At 75.1% G+C, this 5,521-nt stretch carries 6 protein-coding genes; 4 read left to right on the forward strand and 2 right to left on the reverse strand.

Annotated elements, in window-relative coordinates:
* Positions 1-195: 195 nt before the first annotated feature.
* Entirely contained in the window at positions 196-1,110 is a 915-nt protein-coding gene (locus tag MUU72_RS34830) for an SDR family oxidoreductase (RefSeq protein ID WP_248017467.1), read from the reverse strand.
* Entirely contained in the window at positions 1,107-1,901 is a 795-nt protein-coding gene (locus MUU72_RS34835) for an SDR family oxidoreductase (protein ID WP_248017468.1), read from the reverse strand. The genes MUU72_RS34830 and MUU72_RS34835 overlap by 4 nt, the downstream gene beginning before the upstream one ends.
* Positions 1,902-1,981: 80 nt before the next feature.
* Between MUU72_RS34835 and MUU72_RS34840 the strand changes: the two genes are divergently transcribed.
* The 4 genes from MUU72_RS34840 to MUU72_RS34855 all read left to right on the forward strand — a co-directional run bounded on the left by MUU72_RS34840 (position 1,982) and on the right by MUU72_RS34855 (position 5,446).
* Entirely contained in the window at positions 1,982-2,758 is a 777-nt protein-coding gene (locus tag MUU72_RS34840) for an enoyl-CoA hydratase family protein (protein WP_248017469.1), read from the forward strand.
* Positions 2,755-3,600, forward strand: coding sequence for a CoA transferase subunit A (locus tag MUU72_RS34845; protein ID WP_248017470.1), 846 nt, complete (start codon positions 2,755-2,757; stop codon positions 3,598-3,600). The genes MUU72_RS34840 and MUU72_RS34845 overlap by 4 nt, the downstream gene beginning before the upstream one ends.
* The gene (locus MUU72_RS34850) at positions 3,597-4,325 is read left to right on the forward strand and encodes a CoA-transferase subunit beta (RefSeq protein WP_248017471.1); all 729 of its coding nucleotides are present in this window, start codon (positions 3,597-3,599) and stop codon (positions 4,323-4,325) included. The genes MUU72_RS34845 and MUU72_RS34850 overlap by 4 nt, the downstream gene beginning before the upstream one ends.
* A gap of 77 nt (positions 4,326-4,402) precedes the next feature.
* The gene (locus MUU72_RS34855) at positions 4,403-5,446 is read left to right on the forward strand and encodes an NAD(P)H-dependent flavin oxidoreductase (RefSeq protein WP_248017472.1); all 1,044 of its coding nucleotides are present in this window, start codon (positions 4,403-4,405) and stop codon (positions 5,444-5,446) included.
* The last annotated feature ends 75 nt before the right edge of the window (positions 5,447-5,521 follow it).

A 5,521-nucleotide genomic window follows, 5' to 3' on the forward strand; every position in this document is an offset into this window, starting at 1 on the left:
GTCACCGCACCCCGAAAGCCCCGCGCAGCGGAAACGCAACGCGCCGCAGGCGCACCCGAAAGAACCCCCACGGCGGGGAAGCCGACACCGTGGGAGCCGGCCCCGCCGCCAGGCGCACGGCGGGAAAGCCAACAACGTGGGAGCCGGCCCCGCCGCCAGGCGCACGGCGGGAAAGCCGACAACGCGGGCAGCGGATCAGCCCCGCGCCCCGTACACCGCCCCCGGCGCCACCGCCTCCGCGAGGAGCCCGCGGGCGACCCCGCCGAGTTCCGCCGGCGCCCAGCGGGCGCCCTTGTCGGCCGTCGGGCCGGGCCGCCACCCCTCCATGACGGTGATCCGGCCGCCCTCGGCCTCGAAGACGCGCCCGGTGACGCCGGCGCTGTCGGCGGCGGACAGCCAGACGACCAGGGGGGAGACGTTCTCGGGGGCCATCGCGTCGAACGCGCCCGCCGTGGGCGCCGCCATGGTGTCGGCGAAGGTCTGCTCGGTCATCCGGGTGCGGGCGGCCGGGGCGATGGCGTTGACCTGGACGCCGTAGCGGCCCAGTTCGGCGGCGGCGACGAGGGTCAGGCCGAGGATGCCGGCCTTCGCGGCGGAGTAGTTGCCCTGGCCGACGCTGCCGAGCAGGCCGGCGCCCGAGCTGGTGTTGACCACCCGGGCGTCGGGCGTGCGGCCGGCCTTGGCCTCGGCCCGCCAGTGCGCGCCGGCGTGCTTCAGCGGCAGGAAGTGGCCCTTGAGGTGGACCCGCACCACCGCGTCCCAGTCGTCCTCGCCGAGGTTGACCAGCATCCGGTCGCGCAGGAAGCCGGCGTTGTTGACCAGGGCGTCCAGCCGGCCGAAGGCGTCCAGGGCGGTGGCCACCAGCGAGGCGGCGCCGTCGTCGGTGGTGATGTCGCCGGTGTGCGCGGCGGCCCGGCCGCCGCGGGCCACGATCTCCTCGACGACCTGCTGGGCGGGCCCGGCCGAGGCCCCGGCGCCGTCGGCCGCGACCCCGAGGTCGTTGACGACGACGGCCGCTCCCTCGGCGGCCAGGGCGAGGGCGTGGGCGCGGCCCAGGCCCCGGCCGGCTCCGGTGACGACGGCGACGCGTCCGGTGCAGATTCCGGTCATCGTGCGGGCTCCTCGGTGTGGTTGACGGTGGCGGCGTCGAGGAACGCGGGGCGCTCCCCGCCGCCGTGGACGAGCAGGCTGGCGCCGCTGAGGTAGCCGGCGCGGTCGGAGGCGAGAAAGACGCAGGCGTCGCCGACCTCGGCGGGTTCGGCGAGCCGGCCGAGCGGTACGGTCGCGCCGACCGCGGCGAGGCCCGCCTCGTCCCCGTAGTGCAGCGCCGAGAGTTCGGTGCGGACCATGCCGAGGACGAGGGTGTTGACGCGGACCGCCGGGGCCCATTCGACGGCCATGGAGCGGGCGAGGTGCTCCAGTCCGGCCTTGGCGGCGCCGTAGGCGGCGGTGCCGGGCGAGGGCCGGCTGCCGCTGACACTGCCGATCATGATCACCGAACCGCCCCGCGGCTGGCCGCGCATCACCTCGTACGCGGCGAGCGAGGCGGTCATCGGCGCGACAAGGTTGAGGTCGAGGACCCGGGCGTGGCGTTCGGCACCGGTCTCGCCGAGCAGCCGGTAGGGCGTGCCGCCGGCGTTGTTGACCAGGCAGTCCAGCCGCCCGTGGTCGGCCGCGACCCGGGCGAAGAAGTCCCGCACCGCGGCGGGTTCGCGCAGGTCGAGGGGGTGGAAGCGGGCGGTGCGCGGGCCGTCGGCGACGGGCGCGTCGGGGGGCCGCCGGGCGCAGACGACGACCTCCGCGCCGGCCCGGAGGAAGGCGCGGGCGATGCCGGCGCCGACGCCCCGGGTGCCGCCGGTGACGACGGCGACCTGTCCGGTCAGATCGAGGGTCAGGGACAACTGGTACCTCCCGCGGCGGGCGATCCGCTGCTAACTTCGCCACCTAACAAACGCTTGGTGGAAAGGTAGCTGATCTGCTCATGGGTGTCTCCACCTCCGCACCCGACCAGGGCGTCGCGGTCGTCACCGCCGACTTCTCCCCGGTCAACGCCCTCCCCGTACAGGGCTGGTACGACCTCGCCGACGCGGTACGGGCCGCCGGCCGCGACCCGGCCGTGCGCTGCGTCGTCCTGGCCGCCGGGGGCCGCGGCTTCAACGCCGGCGTCGACATCAAGGAGATGCAGCGGGACACCGCGGCGGGCGGCCACGGGGCGCTGATCGGCGCCAACCGCGGCTGCGCCGAGGCGTTCGCCGCGGTCTACGAGTGCGAGGTGCCGGTGGTCGCCGCGGTGCACGGCTTCTGCCTGGGCGGCGGCATCGGCCTGGTCGGCAACGCGGACGCGATCGTGGCCGCCGACGACGCGGTCTTCGGCCTGCCGGAACTGGACCGCGGCGCGCTGGGCGCCGCCACCCACCTGGCCCGGCTCGTCCCCCAGCACCTGATGCGCACGCTGTACTACACCTCGCGGACCGCCACCGCGGACGAACTCCACGCGCACGGCTCGGTCTGGCGGGTCGTCCCGCGCGCCGAACTGCTCGGCGCGGCCCTGGAACTGGCCCGGGAGATCGCCCGCAAGGACGGCTCCCTGCTCCGGCTGGCCAAGGCCGCCATCAACGGCATCGACCCGGTCGACGTCCGCCGGAGCTACCGCTTCGAGCAGGGCTTCACCTTCGAGGCCAATCTCAGCGGGGTCGCGGACCGGGTGCGCGACACCTTCGGCGGGGCCGGACACACGGAAGGACCGGATCGACCGTGACCGACAAGACCATGACCCCCGAGGACGTCGTGGCGCGGCTGCGCAGCGGCATGACCCTGGGCATCGGCGGCTGGGGCTCCCGGCGCAAGCCGATGGCCCTGGTCCGGGCGCTGCTCCGCTCCGACGTCACCGACCTGACGGTGGTCTCCTACGGTGGTCCCGACGTGGGCCTGCTGGCCGCCGCCGGGAAGATCCGCAAGCTGGTCACCGCGTTCGTCACGCTGGACTCGATCCCGCTGGAGCCGCACTTCCGCACGGCCCGCCAGGCCGGTGCGTTCCGCCTCATGGAGATCGACGAGGCGATGTTCATGTGGGGGCTGCACGCCGCCGCCAACCGGCTGCCGTTCCTGCCCGTGCGGGCCGGCCTCGGCTCGGACGTGATGCGGGTCAACCCCGAACTGCGGACGGTCACCTCGCCGTACGAGGACGGGGAGACCTTCACGGCGATGCCGGCGCTGCGGATGGACGCGGCGCTGGTCCACGTCAACCGCGCCGACCGGCTCGGCAACGGCCAGTACCTGGGCCCCGACCCGTACTTCGACGACCTGTTCTGCGAGGCGGCGGACACCGCGTACGTCTCCTGCGAACGGCTCGTGGACGCGGGCGGGTTCGAGGGCGCGCCGCCGCAGACCCTGCTGGTCAAGCGGCACGCCGTCACCGGTGTGGTGGAGACGCCCCGCGGCGCGCACTTCACCTCCTGCGTGCCGGACTACGACCGCGACGAGGCGTTCTTGAAGCTCTACGCGACCACCCCCTGGCCAGAGTTCGCCGAGCGGTTCCTGCGCGGCGACGAGAAGAGCTACCAGCAGGCCGTCCGGACCTGGCACGAGGAGATGCGATGACCAGCCGCGCCGAATACTGCGTAGTCGCCTGCGCCGACGCCTGGCGCGGCAACGGGGAGGTGCTGGCCAGCCCGATGGGCACCGTCCCGGCCCTCGGCGCCCGGCTCGCCAAGCGCACGTTCTCCCCCGACCTGCTGCTCACCGACGGCGAGGCGATGCTGGTGGACGCGGACGGCCGGCCCGAGGGCTGGCTGCCGTACCGCCAGCACCTGACCATGGTCACCGGCGGCCGGCGGCACGTGATGATGGGCGCCGGCCAGCTCGACCGGTTCGGCAACCAGAACATCTCCTGCATCGGCGACTGGGAGCGGCCCGCCCGGCAGCTCCTCGGGGTCCGCGGCGCACCGGTCAACACCCTGAACAACCCGACGAGTTACTGGGTGCCCAAGCACTCCCCGCGGGTCTTCGTGGAGAAGGTCGACATGGTCTGCGGGGTCGGCTACGACCGCGCGGCGGCGGCCGGGCCGTCCGCCACCCGCTACCACCGCATCCCGCGCGTCGTCAGCAACCTCGGCGTCTTCGACTTCGCCACCCCCGACCACCGCATGCGGCTGGTCTCGCTGCACCCCGGCGTCACCGTCGGGGAGGTGCGGGACGCCACCGGTTTCGCGCTGGCCCTCCCGGACGAGGTCGCGTACACCCGGGAGCCGACCGGCGAGGAGCTGCGGCTGATCCGCGAGGTGCTCGACCCGCGCGGACTGCGCGACCGCGAGGTGCCGGCATGAGCCCGGACGCCGCCCCGGACCCCTCCCCGGACCCCGCCCCGGCCGGCGGCTCCGGGGACACCGCGGCCGTACCCGCCCTGCGCACCCCGCTGACCGAGCTGACCGGCGTCCGGTACCCGATCGTGCAGACCGGGATGGGCTGGGTGGCCGGCCCCCGGCTGGTGTCCGCCACCGCCGAGGCGGGCGCGCTGGGCATCCTGGCCTCGGCGACCATGACGCCCGGGCAGCTGCGGTCGGCGGTGCGCGAGGTCGCGTCCCGTACGGACCGGCCCTTCGGGGTCAACCTGCGGGCCGACGCGGGCGACGCGGCGGAACGGGTGCGGATCATCATCGAGGAGGGCGTCCGGGTCGCCTCGTTCGCGCTGGCGCCCTCGCGGGAGCTGATCGCCCGGCTCAAGGACGCCGGGGTGGTGGTGATCGCGTCCATCGGCGCCCGGCGGCACGCCGAGAAGGTGGCGGCCTGGGGCGCCGACGCGGTCGTCGTCCAGGGCGGCGAGGGCGGCGGGCACACCGGCAGCGTGGCCACCACCGTCCTGCTCCCGCAGGTGGTGGACGCGGTGGACATCCCGGTGATCGCCGCGGGCGGGTTCTTCGACGGCCGGGGCCTGGTCGCCGCGCTGGCCTACGGGGCCGCCGGAATCGCCATGGGCACCCGCTTCCTGCTGACCTCCGACAGCACCGTGCCGCCGGCCGTCCAGGACCACTACCTGGCGGCCGCGGTCACCGACGTCACCGTCACCACCAAGGTGGACGGGCTGCCGCACCGGATGCTGCGCAGTGAGCTGGTCCGGTCGCTGGAGCGGTCCGGGCGGGCGGCGGCGCTGCTCCGGGCGGTGCGGCACGCCGCGGCGTTCCGCAAGCTGTCCGGTCTGAGCTGGCCGCGGATGGTCCGCGACGGACTGGCGATGAAGCACGGCAAGGATCTGACGTGGAGTCAGGTCCTGCTGGCGGCCACCACCCCGATGCTGCTCAAGGCGTCGATGGTGGACGGCCGCACCGACCTCGGCGTGATGGCCTCCGGGCAGGTCGCCGGGGTCATCGAGGACCTCCCCTCGTGCGCCGAGCTGGTCGGCCGGATCATGACCGAGGCGCACCGCACCCTGGCGGGCCTGCCCCGCTGACCGGCCCCCGGGCGCGGACCACCCCCGGCCCGCGCCCGGGCCCCTCCCCCTCCGGCCCCTTCCCCCCTTTTCCCC

The organism is Streptomyces rhizoryzae (assembly GCF_023155275.1).
Classification (GTDB): domain Bacteria; phylum Actinomycetota; class Actinomycetes; order Streptomycetales; family Streptomycetaceae; genus Streptomyces; species Streptomyces rhizoryzae.